The 21,964-nt window shown below is 33.6% G+C and carries 31 protein-coding genes and 2 rRNA genes; all 33 read left to right on the top strand.

Annotation, left to right across the window (positions count from 1 at the left end; all coding sequences use genetic code 4):
- Positions 1-176: 176 nt before the first annotated feature.
- The 33 genes from MHO_RS01695 (at position 177) to MHO_RS01535 (ending at position 21,808) form a co-directional block, all read left to right on the top strand.
- Entirely contained in the window at positions 177-977 is an 801-nt protein-coding gene (locus MHO_RS01695) for a type 2 periplasmic-binding domain-containing protein (protein ID WP_012855576.1), read from the top strand.
- 546 nt (positions 978-1,523) lie between these two features.
- A complete protein-coding gene (rpsJ, locus tag MHO_RS01690; RefSeq protein WP_012855575.1) occupies positions 1,524-1,832 on the top strand; it encodes a 30S ribosomal protein S10 in 309 nt (102 codons plus the stop codon).
- 71 nt (positions 1,833-1,903) lie between these two features.
- Positions 1,904-2,710 carry a 50S ribosomal protein L3 gene (gene rplC / locus MHO_RS05500; protein WP_012855574.1) on the top strand — a complete coding sequence of 269 codons (807 nt, stop codon included), beginning with the start codon at positions 1,904-1,906 and terminating at the stop codon, positions 2,708-2,710.
- Positions 2,710-3,678 (top strand): 50S ribosomal protein L4, encoded by a 969-nt coding sequence (gene rplD, locus MHO_RS01680; RefSeq protein ID WP_012855573.1) that lies wholly within the window; start codon positions 2,710-2,712, stop codon positions 3,676-3,678. The genes rplC and rplD overlap by 1 nt, the downstream gene beginning before the upstream one ends.
- A complete protein-coding gene (rplW, locus tag MHO_RS01675; protein WP_012855572.1) occupies positions 3,678-4,109 on the top strand; it encodes a 50S ribosomal protein L23 in 432 nt (143 codons plus the stop codon). The genes rplD and rplW overlap by 1 nt, the downstream gene beginning before the upstream one ends.
- A 94-nt stretch (positions 4,110-4,203) precedes the next feature.
- Positions 4,204-5,049, top strand: a complete 846-nt coding sequence (gene rplB / locus MHO_RS01670; protein WP_012855571.1) for a 50S ribosomal protein L2 — start codon at positions 4,204-4,206, stop codon at positions 5,047-5,049.
- Entirely contained in the window at positions 5,049-5,324 is a 276-nt protein-coding gene (gene rpsS / locus MHO_RS01665) for a 30S ribosomal protein S19 (RefSeq protein ID WP_012855570.1), read from the top strand. Before rplB ends, rpsS begins: the two co-directional genes overlap by 1 nt.
- 3 nt (positions 5,325-5,327) lie before the next feature.
- Positions 5,328-5,717 (top strand): 50S ribosomal protein L22, encoded by a 390-nt coding sequence (rplV, locus tag MHO_RS01660; protein ID WP_012855569.1) that lies wholly within the window; start codon positions 5,328-5,330, stop codon positions 5,715-5,717.
- Positions 5,717-6,448 carry a 30S ribosomal protein S3 gene (gene rpsC / locus MHO_RS01655; protein ID WP_012855568.1) on the top strand — a complete coding sequence of 244 codons (732 nt, stop codon included), beginning with the start codon at positions 5,717-5,719 and terminating at the stop codon, positions 6,446-6,448. Before rplV ends, rpsC begins: the two co-directional genes overlap by 1 nt.
- A complete protein-coding gene (gene rplP / locus MHO_RS01650) occupies positions 6,426-6,875 on the top strand; it encodes a 50S ribosomal protein L16 (RefSeq protein WP_012855567.1) in 450 nt (149 codons plus the stop codon). The genes rpsC and rplP overlap by 23 nt, the downstream gene beginning before the upstream one ends.
- Before the next feature lie 5 nt (positions 6,876-6,880).
- On the top strand, positions 6,881-7,081 hold the full coding sequence (gene rpmC / locus MHO_RS01645; RefSeq protein WP_012855566.1) for a 50S ribosomal protein L29: 201 nt from the start codon (positions 6,881-6,883) through the stop codon (positions 7,079-7,081).
- Entirely contained in the window at positions 7,081-7,365 is a 285-nt protein-coding gene (gene rpsQ / locus MHO_RS01640; protein ID WP_012855565.1) for a 30S ribosomal protein S17, read from the top strand. The genes rpmC and rpsQ overlap by 1 nt, the downstream gene beginning before the upstream one ends.
- Complete coding sequence (gene rplN / locus MHO_RS01635; protein ID WP_012855564.1) at positions 7,358-7,726, top strand: 50S ribosomal protein L14; 369 nt, start codon at positions 7,358-7,360, stop codon at positions 7,724-7,726. Before rpsQ ends, rplN begins: the two co-directional genes overlap by 8 nt.
- A 1-nt stretch (position 7,727) precedes the next feature.
- Positions 7,728-8,063: a 50S ribosomal protein L24 gene (rplX, locus tag MHO_RS01630; protein WP_012855563.1), complete on the top strand. Its 336-nt coding sequence runs from the start codon at positions 7,728-7,730 to the stop codon at positions 8,061-8,063.
- Positions 8,064-8,077: 14 nt separating this feature from the next.
- The gene (gene rplE, locus MHO_RS01625; RefSeq protein WP_012855562.1) at positions 8,078-8,641 is read left to right on the top strand and encodes a 50S ribosomal protein L5; all 564 of its coding nucleotides are present in this window, start codon (positions 8,078-8,080) and stop codon (positions 8,639-8,641) included.
- 8 nt (positions 8,642-8,649) lie between these two features.
- Entirely contained in the window at positions 8,650-8,835 is a 186-nt protein-coding gene (locus MHO_RS01620) for a type Z 30S ribosomal protein S14 (RefSeq protein WP_012855561.1), read from the top strand.
- A 2-nt stretch (positions 8,836-8,837) separates the two neighbouring features.
- Complete coding sequence (rpsH, locus tag MHO_RS01615) at positions 8,838-9,251, top strand: 30S ribosomal protein S8 (RefSeq protein ID WP_012855560.1); 414 nt, start codon at positions 8,838-8,840, stop codon at positions 9,249-9,251.
- A gap of 21 nt (positions 9,252-9,272) precedes the next feature.
- Positions 9,273-9,812 (top strand): 50S ribosomal protein L6, encoded by a 540-nt coding sequence (gene rplF, locus MHO_RS01610; RefSeq protein ID WP_012855559.1) that lies wholly within the window; start codon positions 9,273-9,275, stop codon positions 9,810-9,812.
- A gap of 21 nt (positions 9,813-9,833) precedes the next feature.
- Positions 9,834-10,181: a 50S ribosomal protein L18 gene (gene rplR / locus MHO_RS01605; RefSeq protein WP_012855558.1), complete on the top strand. Its 348-nt coding sequence runs from the start codon at positions 9,834-9,836 to the stop codon at positions 10,179-10,181.
- Positions 10,181-10,849: a 30S ribosomal protein S5 gene (gene rpsE, locus MHO_RS01600; protein WP_012855557.1), complete on the top strand. Its 669-nt coding sequence runs from the start codon at positions 10,181-10,183 to the stop codon at positions 10,847-10,849. Before rplR ends, rpsE begins: the two co-directional genes overlap by 1 nt.
- A gap of 9 nt (positions 10,850-10,858) precedes the next feature.
- Positions 10,859-11,293, top strand: coding sequence for a 50S ribosomal protein L15 (gene rplO / locus MHO_RS01595; RefSeq protein WP_012855556.1), 435 nt, complete (start codon positions 10,859-10,861; stop codon positions 11,291-11,293).
- Positions 11,293-12,762 (top strand): preprotein translocase subunit SecY, encoded by a 1,470-nt coding sequence (gene secY, locus MHO_RS01590; RefSeq protein ID WP_012855555.1) that lies wholly within the window; start codon positions 11,293-11,295, stop codon positions 12,760-12,762. The genes rplO and secY overlap by 1 nt, the downstream gene beginning before the upstream one ends.
- Entirely contained in the window at positions 12,756-13,451 is a 696-nt protein-coding gene (locus tag MHO_RS01585; RefSeq protein ID WP_012855554.1) for an adenylate kinase, read from the top strand. The genes secY and MHO_RS01585 overlap by 7 nt, the downstream gene beginning before the upstream one ends.
- Positions 13,442-14,194, top strand: a complete 753-nt coding sequence (gene map, locus MHO_RS01580) for a type I methionyl aminopeptidase (RefSeq protein ID WP_012855553.1) — start codon at positions 13,442-13,444, stop codon at positions 14,192-14,194. Before MHO_RS01585 ends, map begins: the two co-directional genes overlap by 10 nt.
- Positions 14,194-14,409 carry a translation initiation factor IF-1 gene (gene infA / locus MHO_RS01575; protein WP_012855552.1) on the top strand — a complete coding sequence of 72 codons (216 nt, stop codon included), beginning with the start codon at positions 14,194-14,196 and terminating at the stop codon, positions 14,407-14,409. Before map ends, infA begins: the two co-directional genes overlap by 1 nt.
- Positions 14,410-14,420: 11 nt before the next feature.
- Positions 14,421-14,534 (top strand): 50S ribosomal protein L36, encoded by a 114-nt coding sequence (gene rpmJ, locus MHO_RS01570; protein ID WP_012855551.1) that lies wholly within the window; start codon positions 14,421-14,423, stop codon positions 14,532-14,534.
- 3 nt (positions 14,535-14,537) lie between these two features.
- Complete coding sequence (gene rpsM, locus MHO_RS01565; RefSeq protein WP_012855550.1) at positions 14,538-14,906, top strand: 30S ribosomal protein S13; 369 nt, start codon at positions 14,538-14,540, stop codon at positions 14,904-14,906.
- Between the two features lie 2 nt (positions 14,907-14,908).
- Entirely contained in the window at positions 14,909-15,283 is a 375-nt protein-coding gene (rpsK, locus tag MHO_RS01560) for a 30S ribosomal protein S11 (RefSeq protein WP_012855549.1), read from the top strand.
- Positions 15,284-15,312: 29 nt separating this feature from the next.
- Positions 15,313-16,347: a DNA-directed RNA polymerase subunit alpha gene (locus MHO_RS01555; RefSeq protein ID WP_012855548.1), complete on the top strand. Its 1,035-nt coding sequence runs from the start codon at positions 15,313-15,315 to the stop codon at positions 16,345-16,347.
- 2 nt (positions 16,348-16,349) lie between these two features.
- Positions 16,350-16,715, top strand: coding sequence for a 50S ribosomal protein L17 (gene rplQ, locus MHO_RS01550; RefSeq protein WP_012855547.1), 366 nt, complete (start codon positions 16,350-16,352; stop codon positions 16,713-16,715).
- Between the two features lie 24 nt (positions 16,716-16,739).
- On the top strand, positions 16,740-16,937 hold the full coding sequence (rpmF, locus tag MHO_RS01545; RefSeq protein ID WP_012855546.1) for a 50S ribosomal protein L32: 198 nt from the start codon (positions 16,740-16,742) through the stop codon (positions 16,935-16,937).
- A 275-nt stretch (positions 16,938-17,212) separates the two neighbouring features.
- Positions 17,213-18,730 (top strand): 16S ribosomal RNA (locus MHO_RS01540).
- Positions 18,731-18,912: 182 nt separating this feature from the next.
- Positions 18,913-21,808: ribosomal RNA gene (locus MHO_RS01535) — 23S ribosomal RNA — on the top strand.
- Together the 16S and 23S rRNA genes form the textbook arrangement of a ribosomal RNA operon.
- The last annotated feature ends 156 nt before the right edge of the window (positions 21,809-21,964 follow it).

The raw sequence follows: 21,964 nt of genomic DNA, 5'->3' as shown, positions 1-21,964 counted from the left end.
ATTATTATTTTATTATTTGAAATTTAAACTAAAAAACAAAATATTGTTATCTAGTAATTAAATTTTACTAAATGTAAAGAAATATAAACATTATTTTGCTCAAATTTAAAATTTTTTTGACTAATATATTTTGCCGTATTGTTGTATAATCATAGTTATTAAAAGGTGAAGGGAATATGAAAAAAAATATTTTATTAAGTTTTATTTTTCCGGCTGTGTCGTTATTACCTCTTTTAAGCATATCTTGCAAGGAAACTACCACAATTAATAATACCTTAGATACAAGTAATAACACTATTGATATAGATAATAGTGGCACTACAGATACTAATGATAAAAATACAAATAGCACAAATACTGGTACTACTGATACTGATAATAAGAATATAGGTAATTCTAGTGTTGACACCACAGATACTAATGACAAAAATACAGATAGCACAAATACCGGTACCACCGATACTAGCGACAAGAAAGATGACAATAAAGATACAAATAATGAAAATACTGATGATACAGATCCCGAACAACCTAATAGACTTCATAGAATTTTTCAAAGAAAGCTATTATCCGCTTCTCAAATTTCAGAAATAACAACACAATTTTCATTTGAACTTTCCAAAGAAGGCAAAAAATTTGTAGCCAACAAAGGAGCCAAAGCCTTAATTGAAATTGTTAATAAAGCAATTGATGAAACTAAAAAATACGACACTATTGAAATGTTAAAAAGTCAAGAAAGAATTGCTTATACATATTTTATGGAAGATAATGACATTAAAAAATATTTTGATATAAAAATTCCTGAAAATCTTATGCCTTGAGGTCACAAACTTTTAATTGAATTTTTAAAAAAAGGTGAAGAAAAGAATATGCCTTGTATTTACATACAAATTCTTTGTCCAGATATGATTAAAAACAATTTAATGGGTAAAGAATCGGAAGGATATATCTACTTAGATCTTTCAGATGCTGATTAATAGGATTAATTTTAAAAATTAAAAAAATAAATAGAAAACTAACAATTTGAAAATCAAATTGCTTGTTTTTTTTTATCATTTAAAATTAAAAATAAGTTGTGGTGTTTTAAACACCTAATATAAGTTAAAATTCTTCTAAATCAACATTTACATTAAACGCTGAATTTCATTTTTTTAAAACATTGTCTAAAAACAATTTTTGTCAATGTTCTTTATTATTTAAATCTAAATATCCATTTGGTTTTTTGATTTCATTAATGTCTTTATATTTATCTTTATTAATTATTTATATTGCTTTTTAATATCTATATTTTTTAGTATAAGATAATCATTATTTATTACCAATTTTTTAATGAAATCAAAAGTAAAAAGCATGTTTTTTTTCATCAAAAAAAATTATTTTTTTAAAAAATAAAAATTTTGTTATAATTCTTTTGCAACTACAACGAAGAAACACGAGGTTACGATATGCCGAGCTTAGTTGTTCATCTCGCATATTGAGAACTTGTGTGGAGTTACTTCGAATTACGAAGAAGGAGAACAAATATGAAACTAGAAGTCAAAATTAAATCTTTTGATGCCCACTTAGTAGATGAAGCTGCTAAAAAAATAGTTTTATTAGCTCAAGCTGAAAAAGCAACTATTAGTGGTCCAATTCCTTTACCAACACATAAAGAAATTATTACCATCTTAAGATCTGTTCACGTTAACAAGAAGTCTCGTGAACAATTTGAAAGCAGAACTCATAAACGTTTAATCGTTTTAGATAAAGTTTCTGAATCATTAGTTGATAAGGCTAAGAGATTAGATTTATCTGCTGGTGTACAAATAAGTTTAAAAACTGTTAATCAATAACAGTAATTATTTTTTATTTATAAATATAGTATATATATATTTAATAAATTAATAAATTTGAAAGGATAATCATGAAAGGAATCTTAGGAAGAAAAGTTGGGATGACTCAACTATTTACTTCAGAAGGTAAATTAATACCTGTGACAGTAGTAGAAGTTAAACCAAATGTTGTTACTAAGGTTTTAACATCAGAAAAAAATGGTTATGTTGCTCTTCAATTAGCAACAGAAGATAAAAAATCTTCAAGAATCATTAAACCTGAAGTTAATTACTTTAAACAAGCAAATACAACACCTAAGCGCTTCGTAAAAGAAATCCGTGATATGTCAGGATTTTCATTAGGTGATACTGTAGATGCTTCATTATTTACCGCTGGAGAAGTTGTTGACGTAACAGCTATTTCTAAAGGTAAAGGATTTGCGGGTACCATCAAGAGATGAAATCAACATATTGGCCCTAAATCACACGGTGGTGGTGGTGGTTCACAACCTGTAAGACAAACCGGTTCTCTAGGAGATATTTCTGGAAATAGGGTTTGAAAAGGTATGACCATGCCAGGACATTTAGGAGCTGAACAAGTAACTGTTCAAAACCTAGAAGTTGTTAAAGAAGATGCAGAAAACAATATTTTATTGATCAAGGGATCAGTTCCTGGTGCTAAAGGAGCATTCTTAATCATTAAAACTGCTAAGAAATCAATTAAGAATAAACCAGTTATTAAATTATTGAATCTAAAAGAAGCTTTGGCTAAAAATGAAATCTTTACTCAAGCTAAAAAATACAATCTTGAATTAAACATGGATATGTCATTAAAAGAAATGAAAGCTGCTTTGGATGAAGCAATTGCTAAGGCCGGAGAAGAAGGAGAAAATAAATAATGGCAACAAAAAATGTAACATTAGAAAAATTCTACATTTCTGAAAAATTTGATGAAAATCGTAATATTTCATTTAATTTAAAAAAGGCTAACCAAAAATCATTCAAGAATTTTGAAAATTTTTCAGAAGCATTAACAGAATTCATTGAACTTTCTGAAAAATCAAAAAACAATACTAGAGTATGATTCCACCGTGATGGTGCTTACCGCGGATCAGTTGGATTAGAAAAAGCTAAATTAATTTTAGAAAAAGTAACTGGCGAAAAAGTTAAAAATGAAGAAGCAATCGACTACTTAGAAAAAGAAAATCTAGTAGAAAAAACTCTTCCTAAAAAACCATCAAAAATATCAGTTAAAAAAGATAATGAAGAACACGTTGAATTTTCAAGTGAAAATCTTCCTAAATCAGTATTTGGTTTAGAAAAAATTTATAACCAAGCAATTTTTGATGCAATTTTATCAGAACGTGGCTCAAGAAGACTTGCTACTCACAAAACTAAAACTCGTGGAGAAGTTAGTGGAAGTGGTAAGAAACCATGAGATCAAAAACATACTGGTAATGCTCGTGCTGGATCACTAAGATCACCTATATTTGTTGGTGGTGGTAAGGTATTCGGCCCAACAACTGAAAGAAACTACAATCTAAAAATCAACAAAAAAACAAGAAGAAACGCTTTATTATCAGCATTAACTTTATTAGCAAAAGACCATGCTGTTTTAGTAAAAGAATATTCTTTATCAAAAATTTCAACTCGTGAATTATTAATTAAATTAAACGAAGATAAAATTGCTAGTCTAAACAAGGTTTTATTAGTTTCAAATAATGAAACAGTGTTCTTATCAGCAAGAAACTTACCAAATGTAACTGTAACAAAAGTAACTAGTTTATCAGTTGAATCTTTATTGGCAGCAGATGTTTTAGTTATTAGTTCAGATGATGTTAAATACTTAGAAGGATTGGTTAAATAATGAATATAAATGAAGTTATTAAATACCCACTTTTAACAGAAAAAAGTGAATTATCACGTGAAAATAAAAACGTTTATACATTTGTAGTTGATAAAAGAACAAACAAAATCGAAGTTAAAAAAGCAGTTGAATTTATTTTTGATGTAAAAGTATTAAAAGTTAACATTACTAATTACGATAAAAAACCTGCTAAATTAGGACGTTTCTCAGGTTTTAAAAATTCAGTTAAAAAAGCAACTGTATATTTAGCAAAAGATTCAAAAATTATTCTATTTGCTGAAGAATTAAAGAAAGCTAACAAAGAAGCTGAAAAAGCAACAGCAGAAAAAGAAGTTAAAGAAGAAAAACCTGCTGAACCTACCGCTGCAGAATTAAAAGCAGCAGAAAAAATTAAAGCAGCTGAAGCTAAAAAAGCTGCTGAAAACAAATAGTTAATCTTGCATAAATATAAGATGAAACTAAATTAAAAAAATAATTAATATTTTCTTAAAAGATAACAATATTTTTAAGAACGGAGAAAACAACATGGCTATTAAAAAATTTAAAGCATATACCAATGGCCGTCGTAATATGTCTTCTCTTGATTATCAAGCAAATTTAACAGGACATGCTCCTGAAAAATCATTGCTTGTTGCTCTTCCAACAAAAGCAGGAAGAAACAATCAAGGTAAAATCACTACCCGTCATCAAGGTGGTAGATTGAAAAGATTCTATCGTATCATTGATTTTAAACGTCAAAAAGATGGAATCCCAGCTACTGTAAAAACTATTGAATATGACCCTAATCGTTCAGCTAATATTTCATTAGTTGTTTATAGAGATGGTGAAAAAAGATATATTTTAAGCCCTAAAGGTATTAAAATTGGACAAGTTATTTTGTCAGGTGATAATGTTGACATTCAAGTTGGTAACCATTTGCCATTAGCCAACATTCCTGAAGGTACATTTGTTCACAATATTGAATTACAACCAAGACAAGGTGGAATCATTGCTAGATCAGCTGGATCATCAGCACAAATCTTAGGTAAAGATGAATCAGGTCGTTATGTAATTCTAAGATTAAAATCAGGCGAAGTTAGAAAAGTTTTAGCAATTAATCGTGCAACAGTTGGTGAAGTAGGAAACGAAGAACACTCACTTGTTAATATTGGTAAGGCAGGACGTAACCGTTTAAGAGGAATTAGACCAACAGTTCGTGGTTCAGCTATGAACCCTAATGATCACCCACATGGTGGTGGTGAAGGTAGACAACCTATTGGTAGAAAGAGTCCTATGACTCCATGAGGAAAAAGAGCACTTGGTGTTAAAACTCGTGCAACTAAAAAAGCATCAAATCAATTTATTATTAGAAGAAGAAAGGAAACTAAATAATGGCTCGTTCATTAAAAAAAGCTCCCTTTGTTGATGATCATTTAATGAAAAAAGTTTTGGCTATTATTGAAAATAAATCACCAAAACGTCCAATTAAAACATGATCAAGACGCTCAACAATTTATCCAGAATTTATCGGTTTAACCTTCCAAGTTCACAATGGACATGCATTTATTGATGTATTTGTTACAAATGATATGGTAGGACACAAACTAGGTGAATTTGCTCCAACAAGAACCTTCAATGGTCATGGTGCAGATAAAGGAAAGAAATAGAATATGGCTAAAGAAATTTTACAAAATTCAGCACATGCATCAGTTCGCATGCAAAGAATTTCACCACGTAAAGCAAGATTAGTAGCAGATTTAATTAGATATAAATCAGCAACTCAAGCAATAGTTATTCTAAAACATACACACAAAAAAGCGTCAGAAATTATTCTAAAACTTCTAAATTCAGCAATTGCTAATGCAACAAATAATGCTGGACTTGATGCAACTAAACTTTATGTAACTACCATTTTAGTAAATGATGGACCTACACTAAAAAGATTCCAACCTCACTCACGTGGACGTGCTTATGCAATTTTAAAAAGAACAAGTCATTTCTTTATTGAATTAACAGAAATCAATAATGTTGAAGAAATCAACAAAAAAGGAGATAAATAATGGGTCAAAAAGTTAATCCAAATGGATTTCGTTATGGAATTACAAAATCTCATAACACAACTTGATATGCAGATAAAGATAAATTTGCAACTTATTTATTAGAAGATCAAAAAATTTATGATTTCTTTGACAAAAAAGTTCGTGAATATTTAATTGGTAAAGTACAAATTAAACGTGATCAAGCAGGACATACTATTGTTTATATTCACACTGCAAAACCTGCAGCATTCCTTGGAACAAATGGCGAAAATGTCAAAGCCTTAACAGCACAATTAAAAAAGGTTATTGCTAAAAAACAAGCTGACATTACTATTGAGGTAATTGAATTAAAAAATCCTGATTTAAATGCTAGATTGCTAGCAGAAGGAATTGCAATTAAATTAGAAAATCGTGGTAGTTTTAGACTAGCACAAAAATTTGCAATTAAAGCAGCATTAAAAGCTGGCGCAAAAGGTATTAAAACTTCAGTAGCTGGACGTCTAAATGGCGTTGATATGGCTAGAACAGAAGGATATACTGAAGGTGAAATGAAATTACATACTTTAAGACAAGATGTTGATTATGCTGTAACAACAGCCTTAACAACATACGGTATCTTAGGAGTTAAAGTATGAGTTTCATTAGGCGAAATTTTATCACCTAAAACAAGTGAAGCAGAAGTAAAAGAAGCTCCACGTAAAAGAGAATCTAAAAAAGGCGGTGAAAGACATGCTTCAACCAAAAAGAACTAAACATAGAAAAATGTTCCGTATCCGCCACGACAAAGTTGTTGCACACCGTAATAATACAGTTGCATTTGGCGAATTTGGTTTAAAATCAACTTCATCAGCATGAATTAGTGCAAGACAAATCGAAGCAGCCCGTATTGCTATTACTAGACATATGGGACGTGAAGGAAAAGTTATTATTAAAATATTCCCTCACATGTCAAAAACTAGTAAACCTATTGGTGTTCGTATGGGATCTGGTAAGGGTAGCCCAGATCAATGATTTGCAGTCGTAAAAGAAGGAACAGTAATGTTTGAAGTTTTAGGCAATACAGTTGATACCATGAAGGAAGCATTGAGATTAGGTGGTCACAAACTACCTGTAACTTGAAAAGTTATTTCAAAAGAACAATCTTTAGAAACTAAAACTAATGAAGTTGAAGGAGAATAATTACTATGACATTTGCAGAATTAAAAGAAAAATCACTTGACGAACTAAATAAGTTGGTTGCTGATTTAAGAGCAGAACTATTCTCATTACGTTTCAAAAATGCTACAAGACAATTAGACGAAACCCACAAAATCCAATTAGTTAAAAAAGATATCGCAAGAACTTTAACAGCAATTAAAGCAAAAACTTTAGAAGGGAATAAATAATGGAAACTACAGTTAGAGAAAACCGTCGTAAAACTTTAGTTGGAACAGTTGTATCAACTAAAAACCAAAAAACAATTACTGTTGTTGTAGAAATTTACGAAAAACACCCTCTTTATTCAAAACGTTTTAAAAAATCAAAGAAATTTGCAGTTCATGATGAACAAAATTTAGCTAAAGTTGGTGACATTGTTAAAATTCAAGAAACAAGACCTTTATCAAAAACCAAACACTTTAGACTAGTAGAAATCAAATCACACGCAATTGAAGGAGCAGAAAATGCTTAGTGAATTTTCAAGATGTAACGTTGCTGACAATTCAGGCGCAAAAGAAGTTATGATTATTAAAAACCTAGGTGGATCAATTGTTAGATCAACCAACATTGGTGATATTGTTGTTGTAACTATTAAAAAAGCTATTCCAAACGGAATTGTAAAAGAAGGCCAAGTTGTTAAAGCAGTTATAGTTAGAACAAAACGTGGTTTAATGCGTGAAAATGGTTCTCATATAAGATTTGATGACAATGCTGTTGTATTAATTAAGGAAGATAACTCATTAAGAGGAACTCGGGTATTTGGTCCAGTAGCAAGAGAATTACGTGAAAAAGGTTTTTTAAAGATTGTTTCATTAGCTCCGGAGGTTTTATAATATGGCTCAAGCTAAAATTAGAAAAAATGACATGGTATTAATTATTGCTGGTAAAGACAAAGGAAAATTTGCTGCTGTTTTATCAACAAATCAAAAAGAACAAACTGTTGTTTTAAAAGGCGTAAACATTAAAACTAAACACCACAGACCATCACAAGAAAATAATGATGGAAAAATTGAAAAGAAAGAATACCCAATTCATATTTCAAACGTTGCTTATTTGGTTAAAAAAGGTGCTCAAGGTCAAAAATCAATCGGTTCAAAAATTGGTTGAAAAGTTGATCCTAAAACCAACAAAAAACAAAGAGTGATGAAGAAAATTAACAAGACTATCTAGAAAGGAGCAAATATATGGCAAAACAAATTAAATTAGCATTAGAACAAAAATATTTAGACGAAATTCGTTTCGCGCTAGTTAAAGAATTTGGTTACACCAGTGTAATGCAAGCTCCTAAACTAGAAAAAATCGTTATTAACATGACTGCCGGTAACGAAGTTTCAAACTCAAAGGCAATCGAAGAAGTTATGGTTGAACTTGCTCAAATTACAGGTCAAAAACCATATCAAACAACCGCTAAGAAATCATTGGCTTCATGAAAATTACGTGAAGGAATGCCAATGGGGGGGAAAGTTACACTAAGAAGAGAAAAGATGTGATCATTTTTAACAAAATTAATTAATGTTGCTTTACCTCGTGTACGTGACTTCAATGGAACATCACTAAAAAGCTTTGACGGCCGTGGAAATTATGCTATCGGCATTAAAGAAGAAATTATTTTCCCTGAAATTTCATTTGATAAAATCCGTAAATTAAAAGGTATGGATGTTATTCTTGTAACAACTGCAAAAAGCAATAAAGAAGCATTTGCATTATTAAAACACTTAGGAATCCCTTTTGCAAAGGGCAATAATTAGGAGATATTATGGCAAGAACATCATTAAAGGTTAAAGCCGAACGCCAACCTAAATTTAAGGTTAGAAAATATACTCGTTGCCAACTTTGTGGCCGTGTTCACGCTGTATTGCGTAAATATAAAATTTGTAGAATTTGTTTTAGAAAATTAGCACATGAAGGAAAACTTCCTGGTGTTAAGAAAGCGAGCTGATAATTATGGCTATTATTATAGATCCAGTTGCAGATATGTTTGTACGTATTAAAAATGCAATTTCTCGTAAATATCATGAAGTTGTATTGCCACATTCAAACAAGAAAGCAAAAATTTTAGAAATTATTAAAAGAGAAGGATATATTGTTGATTTTGAAGTTGTAAAAAACGAAAAAACCAATTTTAAAGAAATAAAAGTTACTTTAAAATACAAAGGTATGAATCAAAATCAATCAGCAATTTCTGGTCTTAAAAAAGTTTCAAAACCTGGCTTAAAAGTATATTCATCTGCTGAAAAATTGCCTAGAGTTTTAAGTGGATATGGAACAGCTATTATTTCAACATCAAAAGGTTTATTAACAGATAAAGAAGCTCGTAAGGCTAATGTTGGTGGCGAAGTTATCGCCTTCATTTGATAATAAACTTAAAAAGAAGTAATTATGTCTAGAATTGGAAAAAGAGTTTTAGAAATACCAAAAGATGTTGAAGTTAAATTAGATAAAAACCATATCGAAGTAAAAGGCAAATTAGGAGAATTGAGTTATACATTCTCACCATTAATTTCAGTAGTTGTTGAAAACAACGAAATTAAGACATTGAGATCTAACGAAGAAAAATCTACAAAACAATTACACGGAACAACAAATGCAAACATTAAAAATATGTTAATAGGTGTTTCAAGTGGTTACAAAAAAGAAATTGAAATTAAAGGTGTAGGTTACAAAGCCACCTTAAAGGGAAATACAATTGAAATTATTGCTGGTTATTCACATGCTGTAAATTTAGAAGTTCCATCAAATCTAAAAATTGAATTACCAAAACCAACCAATATTATTATTTCAGGAATTGACAAACAAGCTGTTGGCGAATTTGCTGCAAATATTCGTGATGTAAGACGTCCAAGTCCATATTCTGGAAAAGGTATTATGTATAAAGATGAAGTTATTAGACGTAAGGAAGGAAAGACAGCTGCTAAATAGTAGCCTAAGGAGTTATAAATTATGTTATCAAGAAATTTAAAACGTAAAGCAAAACACTTAAAGATTACTAACAAATTGTCAAAAGGAACTGCATTAGTTCCTAGAGTTGTTGTTTTTAAATCTTTACATGCATTTTATGCACAAGCAGTAAATGATGAATTGCACACCACAATTGCTTCTTCATCAACACAAATACTAGAAAATAAAGCAAACAATATTGATGCAGTTAAATTAGTTGCAAAAGATTTTGCTAAAAAATTATTGGCAATCAATGTAAAATCAATAGTGTTTGATCGTTCAGGATACATATACCACGGAAAATTAGCAGCTTTTGCTGATACTCTAAGAGAAGAAGGGATTAAATTCTAATGGCTGAAGTAGAAAAAAATATTAAAAATTCAGAAAAACCTGAATTAAAAGAAAATAAAACAGAAGGCACAAAGGTTGTTTCTTTTAAAAGAGAAAGATCAAATTCAAAAGATCTAAAATCAAGCGAAAATAAACCAAAACAATTCCAAAATCGTAATCAAGATCATTCAGCAAATCAAGCTCAAGCAAAACAATTCGAAGAAAAAGTTATTGACATTGCAAGAGTTACAACTGTTGTTAAGGGTGGACGTAGATTTTCATTCTCAGCTTATGTTGTTGTTGGTGACAAAAAAGGAAAAGTTGGATTTGGACATGGAAAAGCTAATGAAGTCCAAGATGCAATTAAAAAAGCAGTTAAAGATGCACAAAAAAATGTTTTCTCAGTTCCAATTTCAAATGGAACAATCCCTCATGAAATTCAAGAAAAATTCTTAGCATCAAGAATCCAATTACGTCCAGCTCCAAAAGGTGCCGGAATCATTGCTTCAAACACCGTTCGTGCTGTTGTTGAATTAGCAGGTTACACCGACATTTCAACAAAAACTTATGGTTCAAGAACAAAACAAAACATTGTCCAAGCTACTATTAAGGCACTTAAAAAAGTTAGAACTGTTGAAGAAATCGCAAAATTACGCGATATTGATGTAAATCATCTATTATCAAAATAAGGAGTGATTATGCAATTACATAATTTAAAACCAACTCCAGGGGCAAGAAAAGACAAACACCGTGTTGGTCGTGGTCATGCCGCTGGAAAAGGAAAACAAGCCGGTAGAGGACAAAGTGGTCAAACAAAAAGAAGCAAAGTAAGACTAGGATTTGAAGGTGGCCAATTGCCACTATTTAGAAGAATTCCAAAACGTGGATTTAGCAATGTAAATCACGTTGAATTCCAAGTAGTAAATCTAGCAGATTTACAATCAAAATATCAAGATGGTGAAGTAGTTTCTTACGAAACACTTGCTGCAAGAAACTTGATTAAAGGAACATTACCAGTTAAAATTTTAGCTAAGGGTTCTTTAACTAAAAAACTTAATGTACAAATTCCAACACTTTCACAATCCGCTATTGAAGCTATTGAAAAAGTCGGAGGAAAAATAGAGGTTAAATAATGGCTAGAAAAACTAAGTTGGAAAAAGAGATTAGTCAAGAAAAGATCGAGCGCAAATTAGCACTAGATAAGTTTTTAGTTGATAAAAAAAACACTTGAAATGAATGATGAAAAAATCATAATCTTTTTAAAAAGATTCTTTTCACCTTATTCATTATTACTCTTTTTCTAGCCACTGGAACAATTACAATTCCAGGTGTCAATTTAGCAAACCCTGATTCATTAACCCAAGGAGATTTCTTTGGGATTTTGAATTTAGTAGGTGGCGGTGGATTAAGACAATTCTCTGTTGTCGCGCTAGGAATAGGACCGTTTATATCATCTAGTTTAGTTATGATGATATTGCAAACTAAAGCATTCCCGGCCATTCACCGTTTAAGTCAATCTGGTCCTCAAGGCCGGATTAAAATAAATTTCATTACTTATGGAGTTACTTTTGTTTTTGCAATAGTTCAAGCATATTTGATAACAAAAGCATTAGTTAATCCTCGTCAAGGATTTGGAATTACTTTTTCACCAAAATTAGAAAAATTATTTGGACAAAGTGGAATGGTAGCATATCAATATTTCATTTTGCCTGCAATATTAGTAGCTGGCTCATTCTTTTCATTGTTCTTATCAGAACAAATAACTAATAGAGGCGTTGGCAATGGAACGAGTTTAATAATCTTTGTTGGTATAGCAAGTGCTTTAATTCCTTCATTCAAGAGTGCATTTAAATTTTATGTTCCATCAGCTCAACAAAATAATTTAGTTCTACAAGAAGCAATAAATTACGCAGTATATATCTTTTGCTATTTACTTGTAATATTTATTGTTTTAATATTTACAATTGCAGAAAGACATATTCCAATTCAACAAGTTGGTGCGGGTCTTTCTAAAAACGAAAAGGAATTGAGTTATTTACCTATTAAAGCAAATCCTGCTGGTATCATGTCAGTTATCTTCTCAATGATGATATTGAGTGTGCCAACAATGATTGCAAACTTATTTGATCCAAATACAAGCAAGTATTATCAATGAGTTTACAACAATTTGCAATTTACTCAACCACTTGGATTCTTTTTATTTATTTTAATTACATTTGGATTAACAATATTAATGGGAATCCAACAATCGAGAATTGATAAAATTAGTGAAGATTTTGCTAAAAATAGTACTTTTATTCCTGGCGTTAGACCCGGAGAACAAACAGAAGATTATTTATTGAATGTAATTTTACGTTTATCATTCTTTTCTTCAGGATATTTATTGTTGCTAGGCGCTTTACAATTTATTCAACAAATGCTAGGCATGCCAGCCTCAATAGCATTTGGCGGTACAAGCATAATGATACTAGTTTCAACGGCTTATGAAACTGTTCAACAAATTAAAGCCCGCTACAAGTCACAAGAATTATCAAGAAAGAGAAAAATGATAAGAGAATTAAAAGAAATGTATGGAGAGGAAGAAGAAGATTTAATATGATAGAAAAATCTCAAGAAGTGTACAACGAACACGCAAAAAAATTTCCTAATATAATTATGCTTGGCGCACCAGGAGCTGGTAAAGGCTCTATTGCAACAAAAATGGTGCAAAATAATGATTATGTTCAGATTTCAACTGGAGATATGTTTAGACAAGAAATTAAAAATCAAACTCCCCTTGGCTTAAAAATACAATCTATTTTAGATTCGGGAGCATATGTTGATGATTGTATAACAAATCAACTAGTTGAAAAAAAATTAACTGAATTAGTAAGAGAAAATAAACACTTCATATTAGACGGATATCCCCGTACATTAGCTCAAGCAAAGTTTTTACTTTCATTAGCAAATGTTGGAATCAAAATTGATAAAGTAATTTTACTAGAAATTACTGATAAACAAATTATTGACCGTCTTTCAAAACGTAGAATTTGTTTAAATTGTAAAATCATTTATCATTTGCAATCATTTCCACCATTACCTGGTGATTTGTGTATTAAATGCCACGAAAAAGTAACAAAAAGACCAGATGACGAACCAGAAGTAATAAAGAAACGTTTATCAATATATAATGAACAAACTAAATGTTTGATCAATTTTTATCAAGAACTTGGTATACTTTTAAAGATAAATAGTTATCAAACAATTGATAAAGTATATAATGATGTAGAAGAGGCTTTAAAATGGTCATAATAAAAAATCAATTTGAAATTGAAAAGATCAAAAAAGCTTGTAAAATCCTGGCAGAAGTGAAAACTGTTTTATACGACTTTATAAGACCAGGCGTTTCTTTAAAAGAAATTGATAGCGTAGCTTTTAAAGAAATAAGAAAAAGGGGTGGAAAACCAGCATTCTTAGGACAATATGGTTTCCCTAATACATGTTGCATTTCTGTTAATAATGAATTAATTCACGGAATTCCTAGTGATTATGTTGTAAAGGATGGAGATATAGTCAAAATTGACACTGGAGCAATTTATGATGGCTATTATTCTGATTCAGCATTTACAAAAGGAGTTGGCAACATAACTGAAGCAGACAAAAAATTAATTGCCTGCGCAAAAGACGCTTTTTATGCCGGCTTTAATGCAATTAAAGTTGGCAAACACATTGGTGATATTTCTGCAGCCATAGGAAATTTAATTCGTGATAGAGGATATTTTACTCCAGATGAATATACAGGTCACGGAATAGGCAGAAAGTTGCATGAAGATCCATATGTTTATAACGATGGCTATCCAGGAACTGGACAGCTAATTAGAAATGGTATGGTAATTTGCATTGAACCAATGATTTTACAAAAATCTAAAAATGTATTGGTCAAGGGAAACGGATGAACAGTTTATGATCCTCTTGGTTATAACACTGCTCATTATGAACAAACAGTTTTAATTGACAATGACCAAGCATATATACTCTCAGGAGACAATATTTAATGGCAAAAGACGCAATCAAAATGTCAGGCAAAATTACTAAAATGCACACATCAAGAGACTATGATGTTTTATTAGAAAATGGACTTACAATTAAAGCTTCTATTTCAGGTAAAATGTCACTTCACAATATCAAAATGATCCCTGGAGATTTAGTTGACGTTGAACTTAGTCCATATGATATGAGCAGAGGTAGGATTGTTTTTAGACACAAATAATAAGGAGAAATATGAAAGTCAGAGCTTCTATTAAGCGTATTTGCAATAATTGCAAGATAATTAAAAGACATGGTGTTAATCGCGTAATTTGCATTAACCCAAAACATAAACAAAGACAAGGATAAAACATGGCCAGAGTTTTAAACATTGAAATTCCTAATAATAAAAAAGTTCGTATTTCACTTACTTACATCTTTGGTATTGGCGTTTCACTAGCAAAAGAAATTTTAAAAGATGCTAATGTTGATGGCGAAAAAAGAGTTAAAGATCTTAGCGAAGAAGAATTAACTAGAATCAGAGATGAAGCTAAAAAATACACCACTGAAGGTGATTTAAGAAGAGAAATAAATCTAAACATTAAAAGATTAATGGAAATTAAATCATATCGTGGTATTAGACACCGTAAGGGATTACCTGTACGTGGTCAATCTACAAAGAAAAATGCAAGAACAAGAAAAGGTCCAAGAAAAACAATAGCAGGAAAGAAAGGTAAATAATAATGGCAAAGAAAAATAAAAAAGTTATTACTCAAGGTATTGCACATATTCACTCAACTTACCAAAACACAATTGTTTCTTTCTCAGATCTAAAAGGAAATGTTTTTGCTTGAAGTTCTTCTGGTGCAATAGGATACAAAGGCACAAAGAAGAAAACCCCATATGCAGCAGGACTTGCTGCTGCTGCTGCAGTTGAAAAAGCAAAAGAATTTGGTTTAAAGGAAGTTACAATTTTAGTTAAAGGTGTAGGTCCTGGAAAATCAACTGCTAGAAAATCAATAGAAACAAGTGGTTTAAGTGTTAAAGAAGTGAAGGATGTAACACCTACTCCTCACAATGGAACTCGTCCTCCTAAAAAGATTCTTAAACGTGGATAATTTGTTATTTTGTTTTTTAAGGAATAAATATGAAGAAAATACAAAAAATTACATATAAAGAATTAGTAGCAGAAAAAGTATCAGATTTTAATACAACATTCGTTATTGAACCACTAATGCGTGGTTATGGTAACACAATAGGAACTGTAATAAGAAGAACATTACTTTCTTCAATTACTTCTGTTGCTCCATTTGCAATAAAAATTAGTCATGTTGAACATGAATTTACTGCAATTGAAGGATTAAGAGAAGATGCTATTACATTAGTTGCAAACATAAGAAAAATTCGCTTTGCATATGACCCAGAATTATTTGAAAAAGATAATTTAGCTAAAATTTCATTTAAATCAACAAAAGAAGGGGAAGTTCATGCTTCGGATATTGAAACTATCCCTGGACTTGACATTGTTAATAAAGATCAATACATAGCAACAATATCAAAAAATGGTTCATTGGAATTTGAATTATATTTAAGAACCGGTAGAGGCTATGTTTCATTTGAAGACAATAAAAAGACCATTCTAGAATATGGTCCAAAATTAGAATCAAAAATCAAAAATGGTCAATTTTTAGCAATGGATAGTGACTTCAGTCCTATTAAAAAAGTTGCGATTTTATTTGAAGAATTAAATTCTACTTCTAACATAATTGAAGAAAGATTAAAAATTAAAGTTGAAACCGATGGAACTGTTGAAGCTAAAAACGTTATGGAAGAAGCAGCAAAGATTATAGTTGCTCATTTCCAAATCATTGGAAACATTGACGCATTAGGAACAATTGATTTATTCGATGATCAAAAAGAAAAACATGAAAAAACTCCAAAAGTTTCAGTTTCTATTGATAAATTGAATTTGACAATTCGTTCATTGAATGCCTTAAGACGTGCTGGATTTAATAATGTTGATGAAATAATGAAATTAAGCGATGAAGAACTTTCAAATATTAAAAATTTGGGTAAAAAATCAGTACAAGATATTATTGACCGTCGTAGAGAATGACTTGATAGTCAATTAAATAATGAAGATTCTAACAAAGAATATGCTGCTAACGAAGAAGGAGAATAACAATGGCAAATCCAAAACAACTATTTCGTAGAAATACTGAGTGATGAGACCACGTTGAAAGATCACTTGTAACAGATTTATTGATTAATGGCAAAGTAACAACCACATTAGAACGTGCTAAAAGAATTCGTTCAAATGCAGAAAAAATGATTACTCTAGGTAAGAAAAATACCCTAGCTTCGCGTAGACAAGCAGCCAAATATTTAAGATTAATTGCAACAGAAAACAAAAATAAAAATTCATTACAATATTTATTTGATGTTGTGGCACCAAAATACGTTGAACGTAATGGTGGATATACAAGAATTACAAAATTAGCCAATCGTGCTGGTGATAATGCTAAAATGGCAATAATCGAATTGGTATAATTTGATTATTTAAAGGAGAAAATTATGGCAGTAGTACCAAAAAGAAAAACTTCAAAACAAAGAAAACATTTAAGAAGATCACACCACGCTCTAGTGGCTCCAACATTAGTTGAATGTTCACAATGTAAGAATTTAATTACTCCTCACCAAGCATGTGAAAACTGCGGTTTTTATAGAGGAAGAAAAGTTATTAAAGAAGCAATTAACGATAAAATTAAATAATATTAAATAATAAAAAATTCTCTTGATTTATTCGAGAGAATTTTTATTTATCAAACTCTTCAATTTAAAAAAAATAAATAATTAAATTACTAATAAGTAATTATTGAAGCATTTCTTAAAAAATATATAAGCAAATAAAAAAATATCTATTTTTTACAAAAAAAATTAATTAAAGTTATATAATAAATCAAGCAATTTTGATTGCTAAAAACTTTATAAAAAAACAAACAATAAAATAAATTTATTTTTTTATTTATAATCAACCAATTCAAATTTTTTATAAGAGTTTGATCCTGGCTCAGGATGAACGCTGGCTGTGTGCCTAATACATGCATGTCGAGCGAGGTTAGCAATAACCTAGCGGCGAATGGGTGAGTAACACGTGCTTAATCTACCTTTTAGATTGGAATACCCATTGGAAACAATGGCTAATGCCGGATACGCATGGAACCGCATGGTTCCGTTGTGAAAGGCGCTGTAAGGCGCCACTAAAAGATGAGGGTGCGGAACATTAGTTAGTTGGTGAGGTAATGGCCCACCAAGACTATGATGTTTAGCCGGGTCGAGAGACTGAACGGCCACATTGGGACTGAGATACGGCCCAAACTCCTACGGGAGGCAGCAGTAGGGAATATTCCACAATGAGCGAAAGCTTGATGGAGCGACACAGCGTGCACGATGAAGGTCTTCGGATTGTAAAGTGCTGTTATAAGGGAAGAACATTTGCAATAGGAAATGATTGCAGACTGACGGTACCTTGTCAGAAAGCGATGGCTAACTATGTGCCAGCAGCCGCGGTAATACATAGGTCGCAAGCGTTATCCGGAATTATTGGGCGTAAAGCGTTCGTAGGCTGTTTGTTAAGTCTGGAGTTAAATCCCGGGGCTCAACCCCGGCTCGCTTTGGATACTAGCAAACTAGAGTTAGATAGAGGTAAGCGGAATTCCATGTGAAGCGGTGAAATGCGTAGATATATGGAAGAACACCAAAGGCGAAGGCAGCTTACTGGGTCTATACTGACGCTGAGGGACGAAAGCGTGGGGAGCAAACAGGATTAGATACCCTGGTAGTCCACGCCGTAAACGATGATCATTAGTCGGTGGAGAATCACTGACGCAGCTAACGCATTAAATGATCCGCCTGAGTAGTATGCTCGCAAGAGTGAAACTTAAAGGAATTGACGGGGACCCGCACAAGCGGTGGAGCATGTGGTTTAATTTGAAGATACACGGAAAACCTTACCCACTCTTGACATCCTTCGCAAAGCTATAGAGATATAGTGGAGGTTATCGGAGTGACAGATGGTGCATGGTTGTCGTCAGCTCGTGTCGTGAGATGTTTGGTCAAGTCCTGCAACGAGCGCAACCCCTATCTTTAGTTACTAACATTAAGTTGAGGACTCTAGAGATACTGCCTGGGTAACTGGGAGGAAGGTGGGGATGACGTCAAATCATCATGCCTCTTACGAGTGGGGCCACACACGTGCTACAATGGTCGGTACAAAGAGAAGCAATATGGCGACATGGAGCAAATCTCAAAAAGCCGATCTCAGTTCGGATTGGAGTCTGCAATTCGACTCCATGAAGTCGGAATCGCTAGTAATCGCAGATCAGCTATGCTGCGGTGAATACGTTCTCGGGTCTTGTACACACCGCCCGTCACACCATGGGAGCTGGTAATACCCAAAGTCGGTTTGCTAACCTCGGAGGCGACCGCCTAAGGTAGGACTGGTGACTGGGGTGAAGTCGTAACAAGGTATCCCTACGAGAACGTGGGGATGGATCACCTCCTTTCTACGGAGTACAACCTATGTTATGGAAAAAATATTTGTATCCAGTTTTGAGAGATTTATCTCTCGGTTCTTTGAAAACTGAATATCGACATTGATATATTAATTAATATTTCAAAGTTTAGATCAACCATAGAATATTTATATTTTATAAAGACAAACAATAGGTCATACAATTAACAAAACTATTAAACAAGCAAGAGTTTTTGGTGGATGCCTTGGGTCTGGAAGTCGATGAAGGACGTGATTACCTGCGATAAGCCTCGGTTAGCTGGAAATAAGCTGTTATCCGGGGATTTCCGAATGGGGAAACCTAATTGAGCTAATCCTCAATTATCATATCGATGAATTCATAGTCGAATGAAGAGACACGCTGTGAATTGAAACATCTCAGTAGCAGCAGGAAGAGAAAATAAAGAATGATTCCCTAAGTAGTGGCGAGCGAACGGGGAAGAGCCCAAACCAGCACATGTTGTTGGGGTTGTAGGACTGCGACATGGATTAATGAATTTGTACATAGCAGAATAAGTTGGAACGCTTAAACATAGAGGGTGAAATTCCCGTAAGCGAAATGTATAAATCTCCTAGCAGTATCCTGAGTAGGGCGGGGCACGTGAAACCCTGTCTGAATTTGCCGGGACCACCCGGTAAGGCTAAATACTAACCAGACACCGATAGTGAACTAGTACCGTGAGGGAAAGGTGAAAAGAACCCCGGGAGGGGAGTGAAATAGATTCTGAAACCAATTACTTACAGTTAGTCAGAGCCCGTTAATGGGTGATGGCGTACATCTTGCAGAATGGACCGGCGAGTTATGTCAACATGCGAGGTTAAGTAGAATAAAGCGAAGCCGTAGAGAAATCGAGTCTGAATAGGGCGATTTAGTATGTTGATATAGACCCGAAACCAGGTGATCTACCCATGAGCAGGTTGAAACTTAGGTAACACTAAGTGGAGGACCGAACCGCAGTACGCTAAAAAGTGCCCGGATGACTTGTGGGTAGGGGTGAAATTCCAATCGAACTTGGAGATAGCTGGTTCTCTCCGAAATAGCTTTAGGGCTAGCGTGTAGTGTTAAATGATGGGGGTAGAGCACTGAATATGGAATGGCGGCGCCTAGCCGTACTGACTATAATCAAACTCCGAATACTATCATGTATTACTATGCAGTCGGTACATCGGTGATAACGTCGATGCACGCGAGGGGAACAACCCAGATCGTCAGCTAAGGTCCCAAAATTGTGTTAAGTGAGAAAGGTTGTGAAGTTTCTTAAACAGCTAGGATGTTGGCTTAGAAGCAGCCACCGTTTAAAGAGTGCGTAATAGCTCACTAGTCGAGAGACTTTGTGCCGATAATTCAACGGGACTAAAACACAATACCGAAGCTACGGGCAGAAATGCGTTAGGAGAGCGTTGTAAGGGCTTAGAAGCCAGACCGTGAGGACTGGTGGAGCGCTTACAAGTGAGAATGCCGGTATGAGTAACGATTCAGAGTGAGAATCTCTGACGCCTATTGGGGAAGGTTTCCTGGGCAAGGTTCGTCCACCCAGGGTTAGTCGGGTCCTAAGACGAGGCCGAAAGGCGTAGCCGATGGACAACAGGTTAATATTCCTGTACTTTCTTAACATGTGATGGAGTGACGGGGAAGGATAATTTTACCACTAATTGGATTGTGGGGTAAGTAACAACTGGGTTATGTAGGCAAATCCGCATAACTTAACTGGGAGTTACGATGCATAGCAAAAGGGCAACTGAGTAGCGAATTAGATGATTTCATGCCTCTTAAAAAAGCTTCTAACATTAAGTGTTAGGAAACCCGTACCGAGAACGGACACACGTCCCCAAGATGAGTATTCTAAGGCGAGCGAGAAAACTATTGTCAAGGAACTCTGCAAATTCATCCCGTAAGTTCGCAAGAAGGGATGCCCACAATAAAATGTGGGCCGCAGTGAATAGTAAGGGGGAACTGTTTATCAAAAACACAGCTCTATGCTAAGTCGTAAGATGATGTATATGGGGTGACTCCTGCCCAGTGCCCGAAGGTTAAGCAGAGGTGTTAGCATTAGCGAAGCATTAATGTGAAGCCCGGGTGAACGGCGGCCGTAACTATAACGGTCCTAAGGTAGCGAAATTCCTTGTCGGCTAAATACTGACCTGCACGAAAGGAGTAATTATCTCTTAACTGTCTCGACAATAGACTCGGTGAAATTATGGTTCCGGCGAAGACGCCGGAGACCCGCATCTAGACGAAAAGACCCCGTGGAGCTTTACTATAACTTCATATTGGAGTTTGATTTAACATGTGTAGGATAGGTGGGAGACGTTGATGCTTGAACGCTAGTTTAAGAGTAGTCGCCGTTGAAATACCACCCTTGTTACATTGAACTTCTAACTTGTTCCCGTTATCCGGGAAGAGGACAGTGTGTGGTGGGTAGTTTGACTGGGGCGGTCGCCTCCTAAAGGGTAACGGAGGCGTTCAAAGTTACACTCAATACGGTCAGAAACCGTATCTAAGAGCATAAAGGTAGAAGTGTGATTGACTGTGAGACCTACAAGTCGAGCAGGTGCGAAAGCAGGACTTAGTGATCCGGCGGTTCTTCGTGGAAAGGCCGTCGCTCAACGGATAAAAGCTACCCCGGGGATAACAGGCTTATCTTTCCCAAGAGATCACATCGACGGGAAGGTTTGGCACCTCGATGTCGGCTCATCGCATCCTGGAGCTGGAGTCGGTTCCAAGGGTTGGGCTGTTCGCCCATTAAAGCGGTACGCGAGCTGGGTTCAAAACGTCGTGAGACAGTTTGGTTCCTATCTGATGTGGGCGTTGGAATATTGATGAGAGCTACTCTTAGTACGAGAGGACCGGAGTGGACGCACCGATGGTGTGCCAGTTGTTTCGCCAGAAGCATAGCTGGGTAGCCAAGTGCGGCAGGGATAACCGCTGAAAGCATCTAAGCGGGAAGCCCCCTCAAAGATTAGTATTCCCTTTAAAATTCCTTATAGACTATGAGGTTGATAGGCTGGAGGTGTAAGTGCAGCAATGCATTCAGCTGACCAGTACTAATAAATTTATTGGTTTAATAGTAATATTCTATATAGTTATCTAAATTAAGTCGTATTCAGTTTTCAAAGAACAACAAATAGCCTAATGGCTATTTTTTTATTTAAAAATTATAAAAATTTTAAAAATTTGTTATAATTTCAACGCAATATATGAAGACAGTAACGGCGTAGTGCTTAA

Source organism: Metamycoplasma hominis ATCC 23114 (genome assembly GCF_000085865.1).
Lineage (GTDB): Bacteria > Bacillota_I > Bacilli_A > Mycoplasmatales > Metamycoplasmataceae > Metamycoplasma > Metamycoplasma hominis.
This window is presented reverse-complemented; position numbering and strand designations above follow the sequence as displayed.